We start from the raw sequence: 24,280 nt of genomic DNA on the forward strand, positions 1-24,280 counted from the left end.
ACTTGCTCGGTGGATGTCTACGACTGCTCCTGCCAGACTGCCTTCGCTCCGCTCTCACCGATTCGATAGACCTGGACCATCGAACCCACGGCCGCCACGATTGCCATTGCCGCTATCGCAACTGTCACGACTCGGAGCAGCGTCGAACTGTCGGACCGTGAAGTTCGTGCGCTTCGCCACTCGGAGAATCTGTTGGTGTGCAGGACCCACCACGTCGCCGCAAACACGAACACCACAATGGACCAGATCAGAAGTTGATCACCGAGTTCGGCGTGAATCTCGATCAACTCGCTGTGGGGCGAATTGTGTTCGAGCCATTCACCTGCATCGGTCGTGATCGGTACGAGTATCAACGTGACGAGGGCGATGGCCGGTGGGAAAATCCCGAGCCTGCGCCGAGCACTCGGCCATAGAACCGAGCAGAGAACCAGAACCGCCGAGAGCGGAACCAACACGACAACGAAATGAACGAGGAGTGGGTGAGCGGGTAATCCGCCGATCGTGGTCAGGCCCATGTCGACCAACGTAGGCAGGATTTCTTGGAGAGTTCTGGGGACCATGCTCGAACGTGTTCGGTGTCACCGAGCTACCGGCAGCACAATCTCGAAGGCCGAGCCGACATCCGGTGTCGATTCGACGAAGGCTATACCTCGGTGTGCGTGCGCGATCTCGCGAACCAAGGACAATCCGATGCCATATCGCCGGCTACCGGCGGGTTGAGTCGGGCCGTGTGAGAATCGGTCGAACAGAATCGGAACCGCTTCAGGTTCGATTCCGATTCCGGTATCGCTCACGCGGATTCTGACGTGGTCGCGATCTCGCTCGACGCGGAGAAGGACGTGACCTCCTGGACGCTCGTGAGCAAGCGCATTGTCAACGAGCGCGAGAACTGCTCGGCGCAATGCAGATTCGATCCCCAGGACCACTGGCTCTCCAGTTCCGGCCTGGCTCACGTCGACGGAAACGCCAGATTTCTGAGCATGATCGGCCACACTGTCGCGGACTTTCTCACACACTGCCGCCATGTCCACTCGATTCCGGGGTTGTCCGCTGTCGTCCATTGATGCGGCCATCAACAGGTCCTCGATGACTTCGCCAAGGGCCCGAGTGTCGTCCACCAACCCGTTGAGCTGCGAAACAAGCTCAGAAGATTCGAGCGAGTCTCCGCGTCGAGCCAAAAGTTGCGCACGAGTGTGCAGTACGGTCAACGGCGCACGTAGTTCGTGCGATGCATCGGCGACAAAACGACGTTGCAGCTCGAGCGCCTGCGTCAGTGGCTGAATCGCCCGTCGGGACAACAACACCACGACGCCCACAGATGCGGCAATTCCGGTGAGTTCGGCAAATCCGAGTGCGAGAAGTAATCGCTGCCTTCCTGATTCATAGGGCTCGAGTGCCGCGATCACGACAACGCGACCTTCCGCACCGTCGGAGACGAGGGCTCTGAAGTTACTGTCACCTTCGGTGAAATCTGAATACCCAGCGGGCGCATCCAAAAGTAACGCGGTCCCGGTGGGGGCATGCGCGCTCACGGTCACCACGCCATCATTGGAACGAAAGGCCAGCGACATACCGGGTGGAGGATCGTCCGCATCGTCTGCTGTGGCTGCAACCTCGGTCAGTGCAGAACGAATCTGACGATCCTGTGCCCGCGCATAACCCACATAGGACACCGCTCCAACGATCAGCAACACGGCACCAAGAGCAATGGCGGCTTGGACCGCAGCTGAACGTCCGGCTCGCCGTAGGCGCACCTCGTCACCGAACCTGATCCCAGACGACTGCCTGTCCGTGTTTTTGCTGCGGACAATCATGATCCGAGCCGGTATCCGAGGCCGTGGACGGTGGCTACGACGTCCCTGCCCAGTTTCCGCCTGACATAGTGGACATAAGTGTCAACGGTGCCTGGAGTATCTGCACTTCCGAACACACGCCCCAGAAGCTGAGTCCGAGAAAAAACCTGCCCAGGCGATGCGCTCAGAAACCCGAGCAGTTCGCTCTCGCGTTCGGACAACGAGGTCACCGATCCGGACTCGGTGTCGGTAGCCGTTCGGTTCGCACGATCGATTTCCCACCTTCCGACCACGATCGGCACAACGGAAGTTCGGCGACGCAACAGGGCACGCATTCGAGCCAACAACTCGGGAATCTCGAAGGGTTTGACCAAGTAATCCTCGGCACCGGCATCGAGTCCCTCCACACGATCGGCAACGGAACCGCGAGCAGTGAGGATCAACGACGGTACTGAGCAATCCCTCGCCCGAAGGGTTCTGAGCAATTCCACACCGTCGATGACCGGTACTCCACGATCGAAGACGAAAGCATCGTAGGTGCGAGTCAACGCCAGATGCAGAGCGACTTGTCCGTCATGAGCTACGTCCACCTCGTGCCCTTCCTCCTCGAAGAGGTCCGCAAGCATGCCCGCCAGTTGCCGGTCGTCCTCGACAAGAAGAATTCGTGGTTTCGCGCCCATGCCTGCGAGCCTGCCACGTCCGCTCTGAGAACTCTCCAAGATTGCAGCGCGATCGTGGAACTCGGCGCTCTCCGACGGCACTACCGATTCCCAGCAGCTTCACAGCAGACATGCAGCCCCGGACAAGCACCTCGGCCGAGTGTTGAGTTCTCAATCGAACCTTCGAGAGCAGGCATCAGATGGATACACCGGAAGACGGATTTCGACGCGCGACTGGTGGACCGTGCTGGTGAGATCCGCCTACTGAACGGATGGCCGACGGAAGATGCGGTCGCCGCCGGCAGAAGGGAACCCTAGTCGTGGACGAAGCACTGTGGGCATTGGGCCGAGGGACAGGTATCACCGCTCTCGTGTTCCTGACGGTGTCAATGGTTCTCGGAATCGTCACACGGTCCGGTAGGGCTCTAGCGGGACTACCTCGATTCGGCGCGCAGAACGTGCACAAGGCCGCCGCTTTGATCGGGGTGATCCTCGTAGTCGTACCAATGCTGGCACTGTTGGCCGATCCGTACGCACAATTGAAACTCGTCGACTTCGTCTTCCCCTTCCTGGGCGACTATCGTGCCTTCTGGCTCGGACTGGGCACCCTTGCATTCGATGTTCTGTTCGCGGTGTCGTTGACAGGACTACTGCGAAATCGCATAGGAAACAGAACTTTTCGACTCGTTCATTGGAGCGCGTACGCCCTGTGGCCGATCGCGTTCGCGCACGGACTGGAAAACGGAACGGACTCAGGACATACGTGGTTTCTCGCCATCGCCATCGGATCAGCCGTCGCCGTGACCGGAGCTGTTCTCTGGCGACTCCGGACAGACTTCGTCGAATACTCGACTCTGCGCCTCGCAGAAAGGACATAAGGTGACAACCGAATCCACCCGTGCCGGACTTATCGCCGCATCCTCACCCGATCTAGCCACCCACACGGCCCTCCACGGCCACAACCCACGCTCGTCACCGGGTACCTTGAGCCGCCTACTCGCCGATGCCGGTCTCCATGGGAAAGGCGGGGCGGCATTTTCCACTGCGCGAAAACTCGATTCCGTAACTGGACGGCGTGTCGTGGTAATCGCAAACGGCAGCGAAGGCGAACCGCTCAGCGACAAGGATGCAGTACTTCTCGAACGTGCGCCGCACCTCGTCCTCGACGGCTTACAACTCGTCGCACACGAGTGCGGAAGCGGAGAAACATATCTGTACGCAGGATCTCAGCAGCTTCACTTCGTACGGAATGCGTTGCAAGAAAGAAGGACTGCCGGGCCGACCGAGCCCTTGGTCACACTCGTGGCTTCGCCGAAGACATTTATCAGCGGCGAAACGTCCGCGGTAGTCGGAACGATCGAAGGCCGAGCACCCATTCCTCGAGACCGCTCGGTACACAGCACCGTGGCCGGGCTGAACGGAAGACCCACCGTGGTTCACAATGTCGAGACACTGGCACACATCGCACTCATCGCCCGATACGGACCCGAGTGGTTTCGCACGCGAGGGCTAGGCGGCGCGTCGGGAACCACCTTGATCACCCTGTCAGGCGATGTGACCGTGAGTGGTGTCGTCGAGGTCCCGATGGGAATTCCATTGGATCAGTTGGTGACCCAGTATTCGCGTACTGATACTCCGTTGATCAGAGCAGTCCTCGTCGGCGGGTTTCACGGAGGTTGGATCGATGCGCAAGACTTGCCAACTAGCACCATGACAACAACGGCGTTGGCGACGGTCGGTGCTTCGCCCGGTGCCGGAGTCATTCACGTACTGGGTCACGCAAGGTGTGGTCTGAAGACTTCAGCCGACATAGTTGAGTATCTTGCCGATCAAAGCGCCCGTCAGTGTGGACCGTGCATCAACGGAATGCCCGACTGGCACGCGCGTTATCCGAGATTGCCTATCGCTCAGGGTCGGCCCAAACCCAGGAGTCGATCCGATATCTGGCAGATCTGGTCGAGGGGCGTGGAGCATGCAAACACCCGGACGGGACAGTGAGATTGGTGAGGAGTTCCCTTCGCGTTTTCCAGCACGATCTCCGAATGCATGCAGCAGGAGCCTGCGAGGTCGGCACACGAATGGGAGCAGCATCATGAGCACAAAATCGCCCAAAATCCTACACATCGATTGGACTACATGCGAAGGTCGAGGACTGTGCACAGAATTGCTGCCGACCCTACTCACGCGAGACGAATGCGGGTATCCACTCCCACACGATCGCCGACGTGAGCCACACATTCCCGCCGAACTCGAAACGGACGCCCAACGCGCCGTCAAACTTTGTCCCAGAGCATCATTGAGGATTCTCTCGCGTCAGGATCGATGAAGATCTGTTTCCGTGCTCTGATCCCGACTTCGCAATCACACCATGCCGTCGACGTCGATCATCGACCGCCGAGCGGCAAGGCTCCCCCACCGACAGGATAGGGCGGGAGCGTTCCCACAAGCGTCGGTGTCAATGTGGTCACGGACGGATCGGCGCGACCCAGCGTGAATTTCCGAACTTCGGCACCCGTTCCGTTGCTACCACTCACAAGGAGATCCGCGCCGGTGGTCGTGCTCGTCGTCGCTACTTCGACGCCCGACCCTGGACCGGCGAACGGATCGAAGGCTGCAACTTCCCGAAACGCTACGTCCGCCGAATGATGGTCAGGGCTCTCCAAGTACATCTCGGGCGCACCGTCGAGCCTGGATCCACTCGAGAAGACACGGACGGAGCCCTCCCCTCCGAACATGCCCGCCACTATCGATTTGGCTCCGCCCTCGGCGCCGGCCACCCATCCCGTCGAAAGCGACACTCCGTCGCGATAGCCCTGGTCGAAGGCCAAGAACTGTGATGTCGTCACCGGACCAACCGCATGACCTGCGTGTTCATCGGAGCCGTCATTCGCGGCCGCCGTCGGCTCGTACAGGTCGTAGCGGAACGTCTTGACCAAAGGCTCGTCGCCGGCACCCGGTGCGGTGACGATGCTCGCCCGACCGGAGTGACTGTCAACCATCCCGGTCGCAAAAGTAACGCCGCTACTCGAGCCCGGATACGGATAGAAGGAGCCGAATTCTGCCGGCGCGGACTTCTTGTCTGCCGGAAGGTCGGTGGAGTAGATCTTGACCTGGGACTCGATTCCTGGGCCTGACGCGACGATGATGTTGTCCGCCAAAGCATTTCCGTCGATGTCAACGCCGCCTACGTTCACTCCACCACGGAACCCCGAATCGAAAGGTGCAAATCTTGCCAACTCGTCGGTGAACGGCACGCCTCCCACTGCGTTGTACGCCACCACTTCTGGAGCTGCACCAGCACCTGTTCCAGCCACCAGATCAAGCACCATATCTCCGTTCACGTCGGCCATCGCAACGCTCGGTGTGCCTTCGAACGACGAGAATGGAGTGACGGTGGAGATCAGCTTGTCGCCGTTGGCATCGAAAATCTGGACCTTGGCAGGAACGCCGGCCGAACCAGGCACCGCCACTGCATACGTCGACACCTCTGGAATCACGTTGACGGTCGCCATCAATCCGTTGTCCTCGTGATTGAGTCGGTGGCAATGGATGACAAAGGTTCCGGTGTACTCGGTGAACTTCGTCCGTAACGTCACCGATGCTGGTTCCAGCGCATTCTCGTTCTCGTCCGTCACCGGCGCCGGTACGTTCACGTTGTCGATTCCCCAGGGCTGAACGCCCGTCGTGGTACCTGCGACGGGATCCACGACTTCCGTCACCTGGAAGTCGTTGACGTGAATATGCATCGGATGTTCGTCGTTGTTGAGGTTCGTGATCTTCCATTCCTCAACGGAATTCAAACGCGGTTGAATCAGCGGAATGTTGGGGAACGTGTTGTCGGCGAACTCGTAGGTGAAGGCCTTCGGATCACTGTTGCTGGCCTTCTCGTTTCCGAATCCGCCCGAGACTGTGAGGTTGCGGGTCACGTCGGGCGTCATCGCTGCGGTATCCACGAACGAGGTGTAGGTGTCGAGTTTTTGTCCGAAGTCGAAAGGAGCCGTCTTTCCGTCGCCCTCCTCTGGTGTCGCACGGATCAACTGCTGAGTCGGGAACGTGAAGAATCCGTCCGCGTAGCTGATCACCGACGGGTCGACAGTGACGGTTCCGAGTTCGGCGGGCGGATTGTCGGTGCCGTTGTTTGTGTACAGAATGCCTGGATTGCTCACCGGCTTTGCACCTTCGAGCGGTGGCATCTCCAACACCAGATCGCCGGCCTCCGGCATCGTCACCGCAATCGCGTATCGCGACGCCGGCGGAATCACCAGCCTGGTTCCGTCGCCGTCCACAGGAGGCCTGACCTCGTCGAACGGATTTCCGTCCTGCCCCACGATCGCGAACTTCGGATGAGCGCCGGTTGCGGTTTCCGTCAACGTGACCGGCATGTAGGCGAAGTCGCTGATGTTGGCGAGGACCCAGATTTCGGTCTGACCCGGCTTCACTCTCAGGGACGGCTGAAATTGACCGTTCACGGTGTACTGCACATCGCGTTGGTTGTCCGGCAGGGAGGGATCAGCCGGGACACTCGTCGATTCGCCCTCGAAGCTCTGAAGGTTGCCTGGTACGAATTGATTCTGTCCACGATGATTGGCCGGCGACAGCGGTCCGCTGTACCAGTTGGTGAAGTACTGCGCTCCCTCCGTCGTTTCCGAGAAATTCACCGGCGCCAAGCTCGGACGGTAGGTGCCGTCGGCCAATTCCGTGCCGGTGGGCGGCGTCAAGGTACTGACGAATTGGGGCCAGTTCGCGTCGTTGAGCTGTCGGCCCTTTCCTTTGCGGTCGAACACGAAGTTGTACTGCAGTGCCATATCGCGGATCGGAACGTCGTTAGACGTCACGACAGGCAAATTGCCGTCCGGCCGGCCGATTTCCAGTAGCCCGGCCAGACCCATGTACGTCTGCTGGGCGGTGAGCGTGTGCCGGTGACTGTGGTACCAGTACAGACCGTTCGGCATCGTTCCCGGAATCGCGTAGTCGTAAACATTTCCCTGACCGGCGGGGATGTTGAGCAATACGTTGTCAGCATTACCGTCCGGACTCACGTGAACTCCGTGCGTGTGCAGATTCAGTGGAGCCGACGACAGCGCCGGCGGGTAGATCGGCACATCCCCGCCCGCCGGTGTGAACGCCGGATCGTAGAAGTCCTCGATCGTGAGTTCCTGCAGATCGTTGTCGTAATGAATGATCAACCGTTCCCCGGGGTTGACCCGGAGAGTCGGCGCCGGATAGACGTCACTCGCCGAGGTTGACCCGTCCGATGCCGTACCGCGGATGACCTCGTATCCGAAGAGCAGAAAATTCGACACCGGCGCCGACGCGGTATCGAGCGGAATCACTCCCTGATGAGCGGACAACCGCACTTCGAGGACACCATCTCGACTGCTCAGTTTCACCGGCTCCCGGTAGTCGACGGGGGCGCCGTCCGAGCCGTAGTTGGCGCCCATCTCAGGCGCCGATTCACCGGAGGTACACGCCGCCAACGCCACCGTCATGGACACCACTACCACCGCGGCCAACGACTTTCCTCGCAGTGCGATCACTGGTTTCCCCGTTCCATGGTGGCGTGAGATACGTCCGATCAGCGCTCATCAGCCTATCGAGAAAACATCGGCTGAACAGGATATTCACGACAAATTGCCCGGCCGGTGCCCGCTTCCGAGATGCACGCCGCAAGGTGGCCCACCAAACCGATCAGGAATCGAGAAGCACAGCCACGGGACCCGCAATTACCTTGAAACACATGAACACACCACAGAAGTCCACTTCCAACCACACGTCGTCAAACCACACATCGGCAGGGAGCGTCCAGATGACCACCGCGCAGTCCGTGATCCTCGACGTTCCGGACCTCGCGGCAGCCGAGGCCTTTTACAACGCCCTTGGCGTCCGAGATCGAATCCAGCTACGTGCATCCAGCGAACCGACCACCGGGTTTCGTGGGTATACCCTTTCGCTCGTCGTTTCCCAACCGAACATCGTCGACGCCTTCGTCGGCGCAGCACTCGCAGCTGGTGCCACCGAGTTGAAGCCGATCAAGAAATCCCTCTGGGGATACGGCGGAGTTGTTCAGGCTCCTGACGGTTCGATCTGGAAGATCGCCACGTCATCGAAGAAGAACAACGGGCCAGCGACCCGCACAATCGACAGCCTCGTGCTACTACTCGGCGCCGAAGACGTCAAGGCCAGCAAGCAGTTCTACCTCGACCACGGACTCGAAGTGTCCAAGAGCTTCGGCCGCAAGTATGTCGAATTCACCAGTGCAGCAGGCACTGTCACACTGGCACTGTATGGTCGCCGCGCCTTGGCGAAGGATGCCGGACTCGCCCCGGAAGGCACCGGATCGCACCGGATCACCATCACCGGCGCTTCCGAACCTTTCGCGGATCTCGACGGTTTCGCCTGGGAGAGCGCGCACTCGTGAGCAAGCCCGAGCAACTCAGGACATCCGACGAATCCTCGCCAAGCTGTGCGCCATCAACGGAGCAACGGTCTGGAGCGCAGCGGGCGAGGTGATGTCCCAGTGAGTTCGGAAAAGGTGTCGTCAGCGCGATGTCAGCGATTTCGAGAACTTCCGAGAAGGCTGTGACCACAGCGATCTCCGTCGGTGTGCTCGGGTCCCGATACACGATCTTCGACGCAAAATCAGGGGTCGGCAATGCCTGCTCGTCGACCTTGCCCGTCGGTGTCGTCGGGACCTTGTCGATGAAGACGACGGCACTCGGGAGCATGTGACGTGGCAAGAACTCGAACACGAATGCGATGACCACGAATCTTGACCTGTCTGTCGGTCCTGCCCCGGTACTCGATGGTGAGTTCGGTTGTCCACGCGGCGATGTCACCCGTTCGATACATACGATCCCCCGCCTGCCCATGCGGGTTGCGAACAAATCGGGTTGCCGTGAGCGTGGGCTGATCGTGGTACCGCCGGGCTGGAGCCGGCCCCCGACACGTACAGCTCACCAGGTGTCCCGATCCGCACCGGTAGCAGTCGCGCGTCGAGGATCAGCGTGCCGAAACCGCGTACGGGCGACCCGATCGTGACCGGCTTCGCCGCGACAAGATCACCGACGGAGGAGATATCAGTGGCGTCGGTTGGCCAGTCGCGCCGCCTCGAAGTTCGGCGAATCATGCCCCGGATACGCGTGGACAAGGGCAGTAGCGAGCTTGGGCACCGCGTGGGTGAGCGAATGCTCGGCGCTGTGCGCGATCGCATGGGCTTCGGCAAGGGTTGCCCGGGGATCGATGTCGAGTTCTGCATCGGCATGCAATCGGTGCCCGATCCACCGCATCTTCAAATCACGTACGCCGAGAACCCCAGGCTCGCGCTGTAGCGCATGTTCGGCATCGTCCAACAACGCCGGTTCGACACCGTCCATCAGCCGCCGGAAGACGTCTCTTGCCGCGGTCCGCAGCACGGCCACGATCGCCACTGTGATGACAAGACCGATGATCGGATCTGCCAACGGGAACCCCAGAGCGACTCCGCCCGCTCCCAGAAGGACTGCGAGCGAGGTGAATCCATCCGTCCGAGCATGCACTCCATCAGCGACCAATGCAGCTGAGCCGATCTGCCTTCCGACTCGGATCCGGTACAACGCCACGAGTTCATTACCGATGAAACCGATCAACCCTGCCGCCGCTACCCAACCGAGATGCTCGATCTCGACCGGATTGATCAATCGCCGTACCGCCTCCACCCCGGCAATCACCGCCGACAGCGCGATCATCGCAAGCACGAACAATCCGGCCAGGTCCTCTGCACGCCCGAAACCGTACGTATAGCGCCTCGTCGCAGCTCGCCGACCGAGTGCAAACGCAATCCAGAGTGGGACAGCCGTGAGCGCATCGGAGAAGTTGTGAATGGTGTCCGCCAGCAGGGCCACCGAACCCGAAATCGCCACGATTGCAACCTGAGCGACCGCGGTGACACCCAGAGCAACAAGGCTGATCTTGACCGCCCGGATGCCGATCTCGCTCGATTCCAGTGCATCGTCGACGCTGTCCGCAGCGTCATGACTGTGCGGGGAGAACACCTCCCTGACTGCCGATCGAAATCCCTTCGGCCCGTAGCCATGTCCGTGACCGTGACCGTGGGATGTTTTGGGCTCGTGCGTCATGACGCGCCTTCTTCTTGATCGGTCCGCTCGACCTTCGCGGAGCGCTCCGGGTGAATCTCCCGAAGCTCACCCTCACTACGGTGATGTCCCGGCAACCCAGGTCCGGCATGCTCGGCATTGAAGACCGCATCCGTAACCAGTTGGCGCACATGGTCGTTCTCGAGACGGTAGAACACCGTCGTACCGTCGCGGCGCGTTCGTACCAACCTCGCCATGCGCAGCTTTGCCAGGTGCTGCGACACCGAAGGCGCCGGCTTGCCGACGCGTTCTGCCAGTTCGTTCACCGAGCACTCTCGGTCGACCAATGCCCACAACACCTGCACACGGGTTGCGTCGGCCAGCATGCGGAACACCTCGACGACCAGGTCGACTTGATCATCGGGAAGTTTTCGGCGACAAACACCACTATCTGCGTTCATACGTAGATAGTAGATCATCATCGGCGTCGAGGATGACCTCTCCTCGATTCACCAGTTGTGCAAAGCTTGACGCCAGAGCACTTCTCCACTCGCAGACAGGGAGACAACAGAGATGAGTCCTGACGACTGGAACGCCGGCATCATTGCGGAATTCCGCGCGAACGAGGGCAAAGTTGGCGGACCATTCGAAGGTGCGCCTATGGTGTTGGTCCATCACACGGGACGCAAGTCCAGACGCGAGTTCGTGAGCCCGATGATGTATATGCCAGACGAGCAGGATCCGAACACCGTTTACGTCTTCGCATCGAAGGCCGGCGCCCCGACCAACCCCGACTGGTACTACAACCTTGTTGCCGTTGACCAGGCCGAGGTCGAGGTCGGCACCGAAACGTACCCGGTCTCCGTCAGAGAAGTAACTGGCGAGAAGCGCGACCGAATCTACGACGAACAGGCCAGCAGATATCCCGGATTTGCCGAATACGCGGAGAAGACAGCCGGGATCCGCACCATTCCAGTTGTGGCACTGACTCGAGCGTAAATCCTGCGATGCGCCACCCTGCCGTTTCCATCACGAAACGGCAGGGATCGTTCGAAACGGAATCACGACACTGACGACGCGTTGACCTCAGCCTTCGAATGCCGTCCGAGCAGCACGTATCCGACCCAGGATCCGACAACCACCGTCGCCGCGAGCGCTTGCACAAGACCTTCGATACTCACCGGATAAAACACACCGGTGATGTAGTGCGAGATGAATCCGGTGGACGGTAATTCCGCGATTCCGGCCATCCGGCGGGCCCAATTCTCGAGATTGGTCAGCGGGCAGTCATATCCGACCGCTATCGAGCCGGCTCCCCAGACAACCGCAACAAGATGGAATGCAATGGTACGGCGCCATTTCCACGCCACGAATCCACCCAGCACCACATAGAGAACAAACCCGAAGTGAACGAACACCGTCACTACTTCGATGAGCCGATACACCATCGTCGTCTCCGCTCGTGGCGCGGAAGTCCCGCAACAATCAGACTATTCCGATGTTAGTCCCCGAAGCGGCGATCTACCCGGTGTATGCAGCCGTCGTGCGAGCAGCGGCAGCGCGGGTGGCATCCGGGTCGTCGCCCGATGCGATTGCGGCATCAGCCAATAATTCACTACTTCCCGCGATGAACGCCTTGGCCTCGTCACTCGCCGACCATTCGGGTGTCTCGAGCGGCGTCGCAATCCCGAGTTCCACGTGTCGAGCCAACCCGAGCAATCCCATGTCCCACCCGACGCCGACGGCGCCAGGACCGTACTCGGCCCGCCGATCCGAGCCTCCCCCGACACCGGCATGAACCACAGGGGATGCGGTCGAACTCGGTGACCGACGCCCAGACCGTATCGATGGGTGCCGCGAGTGTCCGCGACATGCGGAGCGTGCGTTTTTCCCTTCGTCACCGCCGAACGGGCCCAGTTCTCGCGCTACCAACTGCAACGAATCAACTGCTTTGTCGGCCATGAGGTTCCTCGGTTCGAGCGAAACTTCAGCTCAGTCGCTGCTGTAGATGTACTGATACTTCTTCTCCAGCGGAGCTCTTGCCGATCGCCTTGCAGAGGGCCACGCGCAGCGGAAGCCAGTGAGGTCCATCGCCGGAGGGCATCAGCGTCGCCTCGAAGGGATGCTCACCATCGAGGGTCCCGACCACCTTGACAGCGCGCCTGGTTCCCAGAAGTTCCGCCGAGCCGGGCACGGTCAAAAACGTCGCGAACGCCCCGTCTTTCTCGATGTGTGAGGTGAACGAGTAGTCGAGCGGTTGTGGAGTCTTGTCAGTGGCCATGTCGCGTCACTGCTGAGCGGCGAGCAGGACGTCGGTGTCGAAACACGTGTGAGAGCCGGTGTGGCATGCGGCGCCCTCCTGATCGACGATCAGCAGGACGGAATCGCCGTCACAGTCGAGGCGCACTTCGTGTACGTACTGGGTGTGCCCCGAGGTCTCTCCCTTGACCCAGTACTGCTGCCGCGAGCGCGAATAGTACGTCCCCTTACGGGTTTCCAGTGTTCGCGCGAGCGCTTCGTCGTCCATCCACGCGACCATCAGCACATCACCGGTCGACTTCTCCTGCGCAACCGCGCTGAACAGTCCGGCGTCGTTTCGCTTCAGCTTCGCCGCGATTGCGGGATCAAGGCTCATATGACGTTTATACCTTCCACCTGTGACTTCCGTGGAATTCCCCTGCGTGCCCGCCCTAGAATGGAAGTTCCTTCGCCGTCACCGTGGAAGAAGATCCGACATGAACCATCAGCACCATGACGGTCCGCACCCGGAGTACTCGTGCCATCTCGCGAACCCGGGTACCGATCGCGTCCGAACACGCCACATCGTTCTCGGCATCGGCCCGGGTACTACCAGCCAGAATGTGCTCAGCTACGCACTGACGCTTGCCGCCAAGGAGGATTCAGCCCTCCACGTCGTTCACTGCATCACGTCCGAGGACCTGCCTGTCGAAACCGACTCACCACAATTCGAAACGCGCCTGCACGACGAGATGGTGGCGCAACGCGAGCAGACAACCTCGACACTCACCTCGCACACCGACACCTGGACGTACGACTGCACCTACGGAGATCCGGCCGGTGTCATTCTCGCGACCGCGGACAAATATGACGCCTTCACCATCGTGATCGGCTCACCGCGAAAAGGCGCTGCCTCCGCGGTGAGCCAACTGATTCACAGCTCGGTCTCTTCCCGACTGAACCGGCAGAACCGCTATCCCGTGATATCGGTGCCCGCCGGCGTCAGATCAGCCAGATAGCCGAGCACCGGCACATGTCCGCCTAGACGATCGAATAGTCTTCGAGCGGAAAGCGTTTCGCTTCGATGAAAGCGTTGCGTGTCGACGTGGGCCGCAGGATCGCCGCCTCACCGTGCTGATTGAAGTAATAACTTCGCGCAGTCTGGCAACTGCCGCCGTAGAAGACGGAGTCCGCCAGGTTCTCCGTCATCCGGTCAAGGAACTCGGCGTTGGCAGTTTCGGTGACCTCGAATGTTTCCGCGCCGCGCCGTTTCACCTCGCCGAACAGTCGATCCATGTGCTGCATCTGGGATTCGATCGTCGTGAAGTAGGACAATCCACTGTACGAGTACGGACTGGCGAGCGTGAGGAAATTGGGGAAGTAGGGAACCGCGACCCCTTCGTAGGCCTGGAAACGGTTGTCACGCCACCACTTACCGAGGTTTCGGCCCTCGCGACCGATAACCTCGATGGCCGGAAAATTCACATCCCAGAGGTTGAAGCCCGTTGCCAGCACCAAGGTGTCGATCTCGGTCTTGCGGCCGTCGGCGGTGACGATTCCGTCGGCAGTTATGTGATCGATCGACGCCGTTTCAAGATGCACGTTGTCCTTGGTGAACGTACGGAAGTAGCTGTTGGAGAACGTGGGTCGCTTGCAACCGAAGTCGTAGTCCGGTGTGAGTTGCTTGCGCAGGGTCACATCTCGTACCTGGGACCGCAGAAACGCGCGTGATGCGGCCGACGCACCCTTGTTCAACAGTTTGACCTGCTTGTAGTGCAGGACTGCGCTGACCATGATCATTTCGAGAATTGACGAACTGACGGCGCGGGCGATTCGCTGCGTGAGCGGAATGCGCGAGAACAGCTTCTGCACTGCGTTCGGGATGGGGACGTCGATCTTGGGAACCACCCAGATCGGCGTGCGCTGGTAGACGGTCAACTCTGCGGCCTGACGCGCCACCTCGGGGATCAACTGCACAGCGGTAGCACCGGTTCCGATGATTGCGGTCTTGGTGCCGGACAGATCGTAGGAATCGTCCCAGGCAGTGGTGTGGATGATCTTGCCGGCGAAGTCGTCGATACCGGAGATGTCCGGCCGATGCGGTTGCGACAGGAAGCCCGTCGCAGTCAGGAGATACTTGGCAGTAATGTCTGGCGCCCCTTCGACGGATACGACCCAGTGCGACGAATCCTCGTCCCAGCGGGCTCCGTTGACCACGGCACCGAACGTCATGTGCTTACGCAGGTCGTATTTGTCTGCGACATGATCGGCGTACTTCTTGAGTTCGGCGCCCGGCGCAAAGAGCCTGGACCAGTTCGGATTGGGCTCGAACGAATACGAGTACGTGACCGACGCGATGTCGACAGCCAACCCGGGATAGCGGTTGACGTGCCACGTTCCGCCCAAATCGTCCTCGCGCTCGAGGATCGCAAGGTTTTTCAGGCCAAGTCGCTTGAGTTGAATGGCTGCACCCATTCCGCCGAAGCCCGCCCCCACCACTACTGCGTCGTACTGCACTGCCATCGGAGAATCCCTCTCATGAACTACGCACTCATGAACTACGCACCCGTGAACTGCACATCAGAAACTGACACGTCATTCCGTTATTGAGAACGGTATCATTCCAGACGTGACGAAGGCCATGACCCGAGCGGAACGAAAAAAAGCGGAATTACGCCGCGAGATCATCGACGCATCATTCGAGTGCTTCGCCGAGCGCGGCTATCACGCAACCGGAATTGCCGACATCGCAACAACTCTCGGAATCGGCCACGGGACCTTCTACCGGTACTTCGAAAACAAACGCGACATCATCGACCACGTCATCGACGACCTGATCGCCAAGATCATCAGCGCACTGGCTACCGAGAATTCACCTGACGCAGCAAGCACTCTGGACGAGTACCGCGCTCAAGTGGGACGGATCGCCGAAGCGCTCCCCCGCATCTTCTTCGACGACCCACGAATCCCGCGGGTTCTGCTTTTCGAGACGACGGGCGTCGACGCCGATCTCACGGGCCGGATGCTCGATCTACTCGACCAGTCGGCATCGTTGACCGCGGCGTACCTGCACCACGGAGTCGAATGCGGCTATCTACGCGCCGACCTCGACGTCGACAACACTGCGCAGGCCGTCAACGGCATGATGCTGGCAAGTGCGATTCAAGGATTGCGAGCCGATTCGTCCGTCGACTGCACGGCACTGAACCAGGCCATCAGCCGCCTCATGTTCGACGGAATCCGCGCCGAGAACGCCTAGCGAACAACAATTCCCTCGGCACGCATCGCATCCTTGACCTGCGGGATGCTCAGATCGCCGAAGTGGAAGACGCTTGCTGCGAGAACTGCGTCCGCGCCCGCTTCGACAGCAGGGGCGAAATGCTCGACCAGGCCGGCGCCGCCACTGGCGATCACCGGTACGTGGACCGCCGCCCGGACAGCGCGGATCATCAGCAGGTCGAAGCCGGCTTTGGTGCCGTCGGCATCCATCGAGTTCAGCAGGATCTCCCCCACTCCCAACTCCGCGCCACGCTCGGCCCACTCCACCGCGTCGATCCCGGTGCCGCGTTTGCCTCCGTGCGTGGTGACCTCCCAGCCCGACGGTGTGTCCGGCTGACCCTGGGGAACGGTGCGGGCATCGACCGAGAGGACGATGCACTGCGAGCCGAAACGCTCACTCAGTTCCTTGAGCAGTTCCGGGCGCGCGATCGCGGCGGTATTGACGCTGACCTTGTCGGCACCGGCACGCAGCAGACGATCGACGTCCGCGACCGTGCGCACTCCACCGCCGACGGTGAGGGGAATGAAAACCTGCTCGGCAGTACGACTTACGACGTCGAGCATCGTGCCGCGATCCGACGTGGATGCGGTCACGTCCAGGAAGGTCAGTTCGTCGGCACCCTGAGCGTCGTACGCTGCCGCGAGTTCCACGGGATCTCCGGCGTCGCGAAGATTCTCGAAATTGACACCCTTGACCACTCGTCCGGCGTCGACGTCGAGGCACGGAATCACACGAACTGCGAGGGTCATGACTGTGGTCCTCCTGAGGACGAAGCGCGCGGATCACCGAGCGCGTTGAGGATATCGAGAATCTCACCGTGGATGCCCGGAGCGGCGGCGAGCACCGACTCCGATTCTACGGTCCACGGATTGCCGGCTAGATCGGTGACCACCCCACCCGCACCGCGAACGAGCGCGACCCCGGCCGCGTTGTCCCACGCGTTGCGGCCGTAGACGATCGCTCCACCCAAGATGCCCGCTGCAGTGAAAGCCAGATCGACTCCGGTGGAGCCGTGTATCCGGATCCGCGAGGACACCTTGCTGATCTCGGCGAGCAGGTCGAGTCGGAAGCTACCGGGAATCCGGCCACGACTGTTGACGTTGAGTGCGCCCAAGCCGACGATCGACGACGCCAGATCGGTTGGCTCCAGCGGCGGTACGGCGACTCCGTTGACCAACAGTGAACCGCCTGCGCGGGTGGCGTACGTGTGACCGATCAACGGAAGCCAGGTCAATCCGAGCACCGGGACACCGTCGTCGAGAAGCGCCAACAGCGTTCCGGCAGTTGGTAATCCGGCCGAGTAGTTGAAAGTGCCGTCGACGGGGTCGAGAACCCAGACAAGTCCCGAACCGACGTCGGGGCCACCGAATTCCTCGCCGTGCACCTCGATGCCGGTCTGCTCGAACAACTCCGCGCTCAACCGCTTCTCGAGCGCGAGATCAACCTCGGTGGCAAAATCGCCCCAACCCTTGCGGACCGCGCTCGGGGCACCGACACCGGAGACGAACTGATCGTGGACGCCGTCGAGAAGCCGACCCGCAATCGCGAGAAGTTCGTCGAGGTCACGCGTCGGTGTCATCTGGAAAATCTATCCGGAAACTGCTGCCAGTGCTTCGGGGAGTGTGAAGCGACCGGCATAGAGCGCCTTGCCCACGATCGCGCCCTCGACACCCTGATCAACCAGGCTGGAAATGGCGAGGAGATCCTCGATGGTCGACACACCGCCGGAGGCGACGACGTGCGCGTCGGTGACCGCGCATACCTGGCTGAGAAGTTCGAGATTGGGCCCGGTGAGCGTGCCGTCCTTGGAGACGTCGGTGACGACGTAACGGGTGCAGCCGTCACGGTCCAGACGCGCGAGGGTCTCCCACAGATCGCCGCCGTCGGTGACCCAGCCGCGACCACGGGTGCGGTACTGGCCGTCGACGAGACGAACGTCGAGGCCGACAGCGATCTTGTCGCCGTACTTGGCCAAGGCACGCGCACACCATTCGGGATCTTCGATTGCGGCTGTACCGAGATTCACGCGAGCACAGCCGGTGGCCAGCGCAGCTTCCAGGGAGGCGTCGTCGCGGATTCCACCGGACAGTTCCACCTTGACCGTCAGGTCGCCGATGACGCCGGCCAGCAGTTCGCTGTTCGATCCACGCCCGAAAGCAGCGTCGAGGTCGACCAGGTGCACCCATTCGGCACCGTCGTTCTGCCACGCAAGAGCAGCGTCGCGGGGCGACCCGTAACCGGTCTCACTTCCCGCCTCTCCTTGCACGAGGCGAACAGCTTCACCGTTGACAACATCTACAGCAGGCAAAAGGACCAGGCTCACGTGCGGTAACCCTAGTGGGTCAGGACCTCGAACCGTCCTCCGGGTCACCGAACGCTTTTCGGGTCATCCGCTTGGATACGACGCCCATTGCCGCAATCGCAGCGACGACCCCCACGAGACCGATCGCGAGGCTGACACCCGGCGAGGGTTCGAGCACAACGATGACGACCGTGGCGACCGCCAGCGCAGCCACCGCAGCGCCGAGCGAGAACAACGCCAAACGGGCGAGGGAAAAATCGTCGCCGCGGTTCGGTCCGGATCTCCCGGTCACAAACTCTGCACCCAATTGCTCAGCAACTCGGCGCCTGCATCGCCGGACTTCTCGGGGTGGAACTGCGTCGCGGACAACGCACCGTTCTCGACGGCAGCGAGGAACTTTCCGCCGTGATCTGCCCACGTCAGCTTCGGAGGTGCAATGTGCTCGGACGGCGCGAGTTCCCAACTCTGCACACCGTACGAGTGGACGAAGTAGAAGCGGGTATCGGCGTCGATACCCTTGAACAGGGTGCTGGACTCCGGAGCCTCCACGGTGTTCCAGCCCATGTGCGGCAGGACCTCTGCTTGCAGCCTCTCGACGGTGCCGGGCCATTCGCCGCAGCCCTCCGCCTCGACACCGAATTCGACTCCCCGGTCGAACAGAATCTGCATGCCGACGCAGATGCCCAGCACCGGTCGGCCACCTGCCAGGCGTCTGCCGATGATTCGGTCACCCTGGACTGCGCGCAGACCTTCCATGCAGGCCGCGAACGCGCCGACGCCGGGCACCACCAGACCGTCCGCCGCCAATGCAACCTTCATATCGTTGGTCACCTCCACCTGCGCCCCGGTGCGCGCCAATGCGCGAGTAGCCGAATGCAGGTTGCCGGAGCCGTAATCGAGTACAGCAATCGTGGAAGCGCTCATGCCCCAACTCTATCGGGCAACCCTGCTGCCGATCACTTTGCCGCCCGCGGCCAGTGCAGGAAGGAGAGCCACAACTACCGCGGAGACCGCGAACACCCACGCATAGCCGGCTGTAGTAGCCACGAATCCCAACGCCAGCGCTCCGATCCCGGTACCGGCGTCATAGCCGATGTTCCAGATCGCGCTCGCGGACCCGAGTTGCCTCGGGCCGGCAGCCTGAAACGCCATGACCAAGGATTCGTTCTGCACCGCCCCGAATCCGAGCCCGAAAAGGACCGCCGCGCAGAACAAGACCGGCGTCGAACCGCCGTCGACGTTGATCGCGAACAGCACCAATCCGATGGTCGACGACGCCAATGCCGGTGCGAGTGTCCGACCGCTGCCGAGACGGTCGGCGATCAGCCCCGCCGAGTACCGGCCGACCAACATCGACCCACTCGCCGTCGCCAACACCACGCCCGCAACGGCCGCGCGCTCCGAGATGGCGATCGGCAGCAGAGACGACAGCCCGCCGAACGACGCGGACACGCACGCCAAAGCGAGTACTGGAACCAAGACTGCGAACACACTCAACCGAGCGGATTCCCCGGTGGGCTGGGCGAAGAGCTTCGGCAACCGGGCAATGGCCACCAGTGCGAGTGCCGGGACCAGCGCACCGAGAACGAACACCGGTGTCGCCGACCACCGCTCCATGAGCGCAAGCCCCAGCGGCAGCCCCGCCATTTGCGACGCTGCGATCGCGATCCCCTGAGCGCCGGTGGCACGGCCCAGAATTCGCTTGGGCGCCAACTCCGCCACCAGTGCACTGCCGGCCACCGTCAGCATGCCGAAACCGACCCCACGCACAGCGGAAACGGCCAGGACAGGGCCGGCGTCGGCCGAGATCAACAGCACCAACGACGGAGGACCGAGAAGCAGACACCCGACCGCAAGCACGCGCCGGTAGCCCTGCGTCCGCAACAACCGAGGCACGAGCAGTTGCGTCAAGACCGTGGCCGCCATGAAGACACCGGTCACCGATCCGGCAAGCGCATCCGATCCACCGGATTGCGCAACCAGCAACGGCACCACGGGCAACAGCAACGACCAGCCACCGAAAGCTGCTGCCGCCATGACCAGGACACCGACCATGCCCGGAGTACGAAGTAACCCCGGCGATGGAGACGGAACAGGTTTTGGCGTCACAGACGCAGTAACTTTTCGCGTCACAGACGCAGTGCGCCCGCTACCGCCGCCAGAACCGCCATCGCGAGGAGGATTCCCGACGCCAGCTTGTTGACCTTGAACATCGAGTAAGCGCCGCCCACAGCAATTCCCGCACCGATGAACAGCAGATAGGTGAAGAGGACGCTCACAGTGTGCCCTTCGTCGACGGCACGCCGCTCACGCGCGGATCCGGCTCGACCGCCTCACGCAGAGCGCGCGCAACGGCCTTGTACTCGGCCTCGGTGATGTGGTGCTGATCGCGACCGTACAGAACCCGAACGTGCAGTGCGATACGCGCATTCAAGGCGATCGACTCGAACACGTGGCGGTTGATCACCGCGTGATACGGCACGCCCGGGTACCCGCCGATGACGGAGTGCACCATGTAGTCGGGCTCGCCGGTATGCACGCAGTACGGGCGACCGGAGACGTCGACCGACGCGTGCGCCAGCGTTTCGTCCATCGGGATGAAGGCGTCACCGAAACGACGGATGCCCTTCTTGTCTCCGAGAGCCTGGCCGAGCGCCTGGCCGAAAACGATCGCGGTGTCCTCGACGGTGTGGTGAGCGTCGATCTCGACGTCGCCCTTCGCCTTGACGTCGAGATCGAAGCTCGCGTGCGTACCCAACGCGTTGAGCATGTGGTCGAAGAACGGAACGCCGGTGGAGACGTCGACGATGCCGGTCCCGTCCAGATTCAGTTCGACGACGATGCTTGATTCCCGAGTTGTACGTTCGATCCGCGCAATGCGATCGCTCATGCCGTCTCTCCTGAATTCGTGTCGACCAGCTGGGTGCCTGCGATTTCGTCACTGGCCTTGATGAACGCGTCGTTCTCGGCTTCGAGCCCCACGGTGGCCCGCAGGTACCCGGGGATGCCGATGTCGCGGATGAGAACCCCGCGGTCGAGGTATTCCTTCCACGCCTGCGCACTGTCGGTGAACTGACCGAACAAGATGAAGTTCGCGTCACTGGGAATCACTCGAAAACCGGTGTCCGCCAGCGCCTTCGACACCCGATCACGCTCGGCCGACAGGGCGTGGACGCTACCGAGGGTCTCGTCGGCGTGACGCAGGGCAGCACGCGCCGCCGCTTGTGTCACCACCGAGAGGTGATACGGCAAGCGCACCAACAACAGTGCGTCGATGAACGCGGGCGCGGCTGCGAGGTAGCCGAGTCGGCCACCGGCAAACGCGAAAGCCTTGCTCATGGTGCGGGTGACAACCAGCTTGGCCGGGAACTCGTCGATCAGCGTCATCGCGCTCGGAGCGGTCGAGAACTCCGCGTACGCCTCGTCGACGATCACGATGCCCGGCGCCACGTCGAGAATGCGTCGCAGTTCCGCGATGCCGACGCTGTGCCCGGTCGGGTTGTTGGGACTGGTCACGAACACGACATCCGGCCGACGTTCCGCGATCACGGTGACGGCAGCATCAACGTCGAGTGCGAAATCGTCCCGACGGAAGACCTCGACCCACTCGGTATCGGTCCCGTCGGCGATGATCGGGTGCATCGAGTACGAGGGCACAAATCCCATCGCGCTACGTCCCGGACCTGCGAACGCCTGCAACAACTGCTGCAGAATCTCGTTCGATCCGTTTGCCGCCCATAGATTGTCGACGGTGACCGGCACTCCCGTCTGCTTCGACAGGTACGCAGCGAGATCCGTCCGCAGTGCCACGGCATCGCGGTCGGGGTATCGGTGCAGTTCTTTCGCGGCCTCGCGCACGGACTCGGCGACATCGTCGATGAGCGCCTGCGTCGGCGGATGCGGGTTCTCGTTGGTGTTGAGTTGAACCGGAACCGTCAACTGCGGTGCGCCGTACGCCGACTTGCCACGCAGGTTCTCACGAATCGGAAGTGCGTCGACCGAAATCGATCCTCCAGGAACGCTACTCATCGCAGAGCTACTCATCGCAGAGCTACTCATCGCAAAGCCTCGAAGCGCAGGCGCACAGCTTCACCGTGCGCAGGCAGGTCTTCGGCATTGGCGAGCGTGATGACATGTCCGGCAACGTCCTTCAGAGCCGACTCGGAGTAATCGATCACGTGGATCCCACGAAGGAACGTCTGCACACTCAGACCGGAAGAGTGGCGTGCACACCCAGCCGTCGGCAGAACGTGGTTGGAGCCGGCGCAGTAGTCGCCGAGGCTGACCGGCGCCCACGGGCCGACGAACACGGCACCGGCACTGGTCACCTGAGCTGCGACACCGGTTGCGTCCTCGGTCTGGATCTCGAGGTGCTCGGCCGCATAGGCGTTGACGACGCGCAGACCGGCGGAAACATCGGAGACCAGCACGGTGCCCGACTGGCTGCCGGTGAGTGCGGTGGTGACGCGCTCGCGGTGCTTGGTGATCTCGAGCTGCGCGGACAGAGCCTTGTCGACGGCGTCGGCCAACTCGACGCTGGTGGTGACGAGGACGCTGGCAGCCATGACATCGTGCTCGGCCTGGCTGATGAGATCGGCGGCAACGTGAACCGGATCAGCCGTGTGGTCGGCGAGGATCGCGATTTCGGTCGGTCCGGCCTCGGCGTCAATGCCGACCAGGCCACGGCACAGACGCTTGGCGGCGGTGACGTAGATGTTGCCGGGGCCGGTGATCAGGTCTACCGGCACCAACTCGGAGCCATCGGTATCGGTCCCGCCGTAGGTCAACAGGGCGACGCCCTGGCCGCCGCCGACAGCCCACACTTCGTCGACACCGAGCATGGCTGCCGCGGCAAGGATCGTGGGGTGCGGCAACCCACCGAAATCAGCTTGAGGGGGCGAGGCGACTACGAGCGATCCGACACCGGCAGTCTGAGCCGGCACGACGTTCATGACAACGCTCGACGGGTACACGGCATTGCCGCCGGGCACGTACAGCCCGACGCGCTCGACCGGAACCCAACGCTCGGTGACCGTGCCACCTGGGACCACCTCAGTGACGGTGTCCTTACGACGCTGATCGGCGTGCACCTTGCGGGTCCGCTCGATTGCTACCTCGAGCGCTTCCTTCACTGCGGGGTCGAGTTCACGAAGTGCGCGCTCGAGCTCTGCTGCCGGAACTCGGACCGAAGACGGACGAACACCATCGAACGTCTCGCCGAACTCGAGCGCGGCTTCTGCCCCGCGATCACGAACGGCTTCGACCATCGGGCGAACCTGATGCAGTACCGCGTCCACATCCACTCCACCTCGGGGAAGCGCGGCGCGAAGTTCGGCCGTGGATGGGGTACGACCACGCAGGTCGGTGCGGGCAAGCATGAGAGTTCCTCTCGTACGCAAACGGGGTGCCTGTGCAAGCGGCAGCAAACCGGTCCGGCATTACAGGACTGAACAACGGGCCCGAAACACAGAACTGACGTCAATTATCCAGGATAGGCGCACCCCATTTTTCACCGGTCCACCTGCGACGCTCACTGCAGGTCCGGCGCCCGCCGTCCGGCAAGTTCGATCAGCTCGTCCCTTCGGTCCGTTGCCACCGAGATTTCGCGTCCGTCGTGCAGACGAAAGCGGACCCCGGCGCCGGGTGACGCGAGAATTACCCGCATCCCTGGGCCGGTCATTCGATAACCGATTCCGGAGCCCATCCCGACATGGACCGCAGTTGCCGACACAACTTCGTCCCACCGAAAAACCTGACGCAGCCGAAATACCTGACGCACGCCCGGAGACAGCGCGATCGACACTCGATCGACGTCTGTGGTGATGATCACGCGCACCTTCCACATGTACGCGGCCAACCCGAAGCACAGGATCGCGGATAACAGCACCGAGGTAGCCCGCCGGGTCGCGTTCCACGATCGCCGCGAACCCGCAGAC

General features: G+C 61.8%; 30 protein-coding genes and 1 pseudogene. 9 read left to right on the forward strand and 22 right to left on the reverse strand.

Going from position 1 to position 24,280, the window contains the following annotated elements; translation table 11 throughout:
- Positions 1 to 17: 17 nt before the first annotated feature.
- From QM716_RS24935 to QM716_RS24945, 3 genes are read right to left on the reverse strand one after another with little or no spacing between them, the layout of a single operon-like run.
- Positions 18 to 560 carry a DUF2231 domain-containing protein gene (locus QM716_RS24935; protein WP_283306830.1) on the reverse strand — a complete coding sequence of 181 codons (543 nt, stop codon included), beginning with the start codon at positions 558 to 560 and terminating at the stop codon, positions 18 to 20.
- 18 nt (positions 561 to 578) lie between these two features.
- Positions 579 to 1,814, reverse strand: a complete 1,236-nt coding sequence (locus QM716_RS24940) for a sensor histidine kinase (protein ID WP_283306831.1) — start codon at positions 1,812 to 1,814, stop codon at positions 579 to 581.
- The gene (locus QM716_RS24945; RefSeq protein ID WP_283306832.1) at positions 1,811 to 2,554 is read right to left on the reverse strand and encodes a response regulator transcription factor; all 744 of its coding nucleotides are present in this window, start codon (positions 2,552 to 2,554) and stop codon (positions 1,811 to 1,813) included. Before QM716_RS24945 ends, QM716_RS24940 begins: the two co-directional genes overlap by 4 nt.
- A 218-nt stretch (positions 2,555 to 2,772) precedes the next feature.
- Between QM716_RS24945 and QM716_RS24950 the strand changes: the two genes are divergently transcribed.
- The 4 genes and pseudogenes from QM716_RS24950 (at position 2,773) to QM716_RS24960 (ending at position 4,778) form a co-directional block, all read left to right on the forward strand.
- Entirely contained in the window at positions 2,773 to 3,330 is a 558-nt protein-coding gene (locus QM716_RS24950) for a ferric reductase-like transmembrane domain-containing protein (protein WP_283306833.1), read from the forward strand.
- Position 3,331: 1 nt separating this feature from the next.
- A pseudogene (locus QM716_RS29430) lies at positions 3,332 to 3,859 on the forward strand (NADH-ubiquinone oxidoreductase-F iron-sulfur binding region domain-containing protein); the annotation flags it as partial.
- Positions 3,860 to 4,305: 446 nt separating this feature from the next.
- Positions 4,306 to 4,548 (forward strand): NADH-ubiquinone oxidoreductase-F iron-sulfur binding region domain-containing protein, encoded by a 243-nt coding sequence (locus QM716_RS29435; protein ID WP_502942138.1) that lies wholly within the window; start codon positions 4,306 to 4,308, stop codon positions 4,546 to 4,548.
- Positions 4,545 to 4,778: a ferredoxin gene (locus QM716_RS24960; protein WP_283306835.1), complete on the forward strand. Its 234-nt coding sequence runs from the start codon at positions 4,545 to 4,547 to the stop codon at positions 4,776 to 4,778. The genes QM716_RS29435 and QM716_RS24960 overlap by 4 nt, the downstream gene beginning before the upstream one ends.
- Before the next feature lie 58 nt (positions 4,779 to 4,836).
- Here QM716_RS24960 and QM716_RS24965 read toward each other — a convergent pair whose 3' ends face one another.
- Entirely contained in the window at positions 4,837 to 7,941 is a 3,105-nt protein-coding gene (locus QM716_RS24965) for a multicopper oxidase family protein (protein ID WP_283306884.1), read from the reverse strand.
- A 317-nt stretch (positions 7,942 to 8,258) separates the two neighbouring features.
- Here QM716_RS24965 and QM716_RS24970 point away from each other — a divergent pair, with 317 nt between their 5' ends.
- Both QM716_RS24970 and QM716_RS24975 read left to right on the forward strand, forming a co-directional pair.
- On the forward strand, positions 8,259 to 8,870 hold the full coding sequence (locus QM716_RS24970) for a VOC family protein (protein WP_283306836.1): 612 nt from the start codon (positions 8,259 to 8,261) through the stop codon (positions 8,868 to 8,870).
- 128 nt (positions 8,871 to 8,998) lie between these two features.
- Complete coding sequence (locus QM716_RS24975) at positions 8,999 to 9,181, forward strand: hypothetical protein (protein WP_283306837.1); 183 nt, start codon at positions 8,999 to 9,001, stop codon at positions 9,179 to 9,181.
- 347 nt (positions 9,182 to 9,528) lie between these two features.
- Here QM716_RS24975 and QM716_RS24980 read toward each other — a convergent pair whose 3' ends face one another.
- Both QM716_RS24980 and QM716_RS24985 read right to left on the reverse strand, forming a co-directional pair.
- Positions 9,529 to 10,566, reverse strand: coding sequence for a cation diffusion facilitator family transporter (locus QM716_RS24980; RefSeq protein ID WP_283306838.1), 1,038 nt, complete (start codon positions 10,564 to 10,566; stop codon positions 9,529 to 9,531).
- Positions 10,563 to 10,985: an ArsR/SmtB family transcription factor gene (locus tag QM716_RS24985; RefSeq protein ID WP_230813410.1), complete on the reverse strand. Its 423-nt coding sequence runs from the start codon at positions 10,983 to 10,985 to the stop codon at positions 10,563 to 10,565. The genes QM716_RS24980 and QM716_RS24985 overlap by 4 nt, the downstream gene beginning before the upstream one ends.
- A gap of 112 nt (positions 10,986 to 11,097) precedes the next feature.
- On the opposite strand from QM716_RS24985, the gene QM716_RS24990 reads away from it, so the two are divergent.
- A complete protein-coding gene (locus tag QM716_RS24990; protein WP_283306840.1) occupies positions 11,098 to 11,523 on the forward strand; it encodes a nitroreductase/quinone reductase family protein in 426 nt (141 codons plus the stop codon).
- A 62-nt stretch (positions 11,524 to 11,585) separates the two neighbouring features.
- Here QM716_RS24990 and QM716_RS24995 read toward each other — a convergent pair whose 3' ends face one another.
- From QM716_RS24995 to hisI, 4 genes are all read right to left on the reverse strand, one after another.
- The gene (locus QM716_RS24995; RefSeq protein ID WP_283306842.1) at positions 11,586 to 11,972 is read right to left on the reverse strand and encodes a DUF2784 domain-containing protein; all 387 of its coding nucleotides are present in this window, start codon (positions 11,970 to 11,972) and stop codon (positions 11,586 to 11,588) included.
- A gap of 73 nt (positions 11,973 to 12,045) precedes the next feature.
- Positions 12,046 to 12,486: an SRPBCC family protein gene (locus tag QM716_RS25000; protein WP_283306843.1), complete on the reverse strand. Its 441-nt coding sequence runs from the start codon at positions 12,484 to 12,486 to the stop codon at positions 12,046 to 12,048.
- 25 nt (positions 12,487 to 12,511) lie between these two features.
- The gene (locus QM716_RS25005) at positions 12,512 to 12,805 is read right to left on the reverse strand and encodes a DUF1905 domain-containing protein (RefSeq protein WP_283306844.1); all 294 of its coding nucleotides are present in this window, start codon (positions 12,803 to 12,805) and stop codon (positions 12,512 to 12,514) included.
- A 6-nt stretch (positions 12,806 to 12,811) separates the two neighbouring features.
- Positions 12,812 to 13,159, reverse strand: a complete 348-nt coding sequence (gene hisI / locus QM716_RS25010) for a phosphoribosyl-AMP cyclohydrolase (protein WP_283306846.1) — start codon at positions 13,157 to 13,159, stop codon at positions 12,812 to 12,814.
- A 100-nt stretch (positions 13,160 to 13,259) separates the two neighbouring features.
- Here hisI and QM716_RS25015 point away from each other — a divergent pair, with 100 nt between their 5' ends.
- Positions 13,260 to 13,781, forward strand: coding sequence for a universal stress protein (locus QM716_RS25015; RefSeq protein WP_283306847.1), 522 nt, complete (start codon positions 13,260 to 13,262; stop codon positions 13,779 to 13,781).
- 22 nt (positions 13,782 to 13,803) lie between these two features.
- Here the strand turns inward: QM716_RS25015 and QM716_RS25020 are convergent, their stop codons facing one another.
- Positions 13,804 to 15,285, reverse strand: a complete 1,482-nt coding sequence (locus QM716_RS25020) for a flavin-containing monooxygenase (RefSeq protein WP_283306848.1) — start codon at positions 15,283 to 15,285, stop codon at positions 13,804 to 13,806.
- 118 nt (positions 15,286 to 15,403) lie between these two features.
- Here QM716_RS25020 and QM716_RS25025 point away from each other — a divergent pair, with 118 nt between their 5' ends.
- On the forward strand, positions 15,404 to 16,021 hold the full coding sequence (locus tag QM716_RS25025) for a TetR/AcrR family transcriptional regulator (protein WP_378449660.1): 618 nt from the start codon (positions 15,404 to 15,406) through the stop codon (positions 16,019 to 16,021).
- Here QM716_RS25025 and hisF read toward each other — a convergent pair.
- The 11 genes from hisF to QM716_RS25080 all read right to left on the reverse strand — a co-directional run bounded on the left by hisF (position 16,018) and on the right by QM716_RS25080 (position 24,174).
- Positions 16,018 to 16,791, reverse strand: coding sequence for an imidazole glycerol phosphate synthase subunit HisF (gene hisF / locus QM716_RS25030; RefSeq protein ID WP_095969965.1), 774 nt, complete (start codon positions 16,789 to 16,791; stop codon positions 16,018 to 16,020). The genes QM716_RS25025 and hisF overlap by 4 nt on opposite strands.
- Positions 16,788 to 17,621 carry an inositol monophosphatase family protein gene (locus QM716_RS25035; RefSeq protein ID WP_283306850.1) on the reverse strand — a complete coding sequence of 278 codons (834 nt, stop codon included), beginning with the start codon at positions 17,619 to 17,621 and terminating at the stop codon, positions 16,788 to 16,790. The genes hisF and QM716_RS25035 overlap by 4 nt, the downstream gene beginning before the upstream one ends.
- Positions 17,622 to 17,630: 9 nt before the next feature.
- A complete protein-coding gene (gene priA / locus QM716_RS25040) occupies positions 17,631 to 18,365 on the reverse strand; it encodes a bifunctional 1-(5-phosphoribosyl)-5-((5-phosphoribosylamino)methylideneamino)imidazole-4-carboxamide isomerase/phosphoribosylanthranilate isomerase PriA (protein ID WP_003942371.1) in 735 nt (244 codons plus the stop codon).
- Between the two features lie 19 nt (positions 18,366 to 18,384).
- Entirely contained in the window at positions 18,385 to 18,636 is a 252-nt protein-coding gene (locus tag QM716_RS25045) for a hypothetical protein (RefSeq protein ID WP_283306851.1), read from the reverse strand.
- Positions 18,633 to 19,268 (reverse strand): imidazole glycerol phosphate synthase subunit HisH, encoded by a 636-nt coding sequence (gene hisH / locus QM716_RS25050; RefSeq protein WP_003942389.1) that lies wholly within the window; start codon positions 19,266 to 19,268, stop codon positions 18,633 to 18,635. Before hisH ends, QM716_RS25045 begins: the two co-directional genes overlap by 4 nt.
- A gap of 9 nt (positions 19,269 to 19,277) precedes the next feature.
- On the reverse strand, positions 19,278 to 20,399 hold the full coding sequence (locus QM716_RS25055; protein ID WP_283306852.1) for an MFS transporter: 1,122 nt from the start codon (positions 20,397 to 20,399) through the stop codon (positions 19,278 to 19,280).
- A gap of 74 nt (positions 20,400 to 20,473) precedes the next feature.
- Positions 20,474 to 20,623, reverse strand: a complete 150-nt coding sequence (locus tag QM716_RS25060) for a hypothetical protein (RefSeq protein ID WP_230813421.1) — start codon at positions 20,621 to 20,623, stop codon at positions 20,474 to 20,476.
- Positions 20,620 to 21,234, reverse strand: a complete 615-nt coding sequence (gene hisB, locus QM716_RS25065) for an imidazoleglycerol-phosphate dehydratase HisB (RefSeq protein ID WP_003942383.1) — start codon at positions 21,232 to 21,234, stop codon at positions 20,620 to 20,622. Before hisB ends, QM716_RS25060 begins: the two co-directional genes overlap by 4 nt.
- Positions 21,231 to 22,373, reverse strand: coding sequence for a histidinol-phosphate transaminase (locus QM716_RS25070; protein ID WP_283306853.1), 1,143 nt, complete (start codon positions 22,371 to 22,373; stop codon positions 21,231 to 21,233). Before QM716_RS25070 ends, hisB begins: the two co-directional genes overlap by 4 nt.
- 26 nt (positions 22,374 to 22,399) lie before the next feature.
- A complete protein-coding gene (hisD, locus tag QM716_RS25075) occupies positions 22,400 to 23,722 on the reverse strand; it encodes a histidinol dehydrogenase (RefSeq protein WP_283306854.1) in 1,323 nt (440 codons plus the stop codon).
- Positions 23,723 to 23,874: 152 nt separating this feature from the next.
- Positions 23,875 to 24,174, reverse strand: a complete 300-nt coding sequence (locus QM716_RS25080; protein ID WP_283306855.1) for a hypothetical protein — start codon at positions 24,172 to 24,174, stop codon at positions 23,875 to 23,877.
- Between the last annotated feature and the right edge of the window lie 106 nt (positions 24,175 to 24,280).

It is taken from the genome of Rhodococcus sp. IEGM 1409, from assembly GCF_030056735.1.
Lineage (GTDB): Bacteria > Actinomycetota > Actinomycetes > Mycobacteriales > Mycobacteriaceae > Rhodococcus_F.